Origin of the sequence: Streptomyces rugosispiralis (assembly GCF_024505145.1) — a bacterium.
GTDB classification, from domain to species: Bacteria; Actinomycetota; Actinomycetes; order Streptomycetales; family Streptomycetaceae; genus Streptomyces; species Streptomyces rugosispiralis.
Map to the genome: position 1 here is coordinate 1 of NZ_JANIAA010000264.1, position 341 is coordinate 341.

Below are 341 nucleotides of genomic sequence, written 5' to 3' on the forward strand. Positions count from 1 at the left end.
ATCGCGGCGGTGCAGTTGGCGCGGGCCTGGGGTGTGGAGGTGTTCGCGACCGCGAGTGAGGCCAAGTGGGATGTTCTGCGTGGTCTCGGGCTGGATGAGGCGCATATCGCGTCGTCGCGGACGCTGGAGTTCGAGGGGCGGTTCAGGGACTCTTCGGCCGGTCGTGGTGTGGATGTGGTGCTGGACTCTCTGGCCGGTGAGTTCGTGGACGCTTCGTTGCGGTTGCTGGGTGAGGGCGGGCGGTTCATCGAGATGGGCAAGACGGATGTGCGGTCCGCTGATGAGGTGGCCGTGGCGCATCCGGGTGTGTTGTATCGGGCGTTCGACCTGGCGGAGGCGGG

Annotated in this window: 1 protein-coding gene; it reads left to right on the plus strand. The window is 66.9% G+C overall.

The features are described from left to right. The coding region (locus NP777_RS47370; RefSeq protein WP_256656398.1) for a zinc-binding dehydrogenase at positions 1–341 on the plus strand (341 nt) is incomplete at both ends.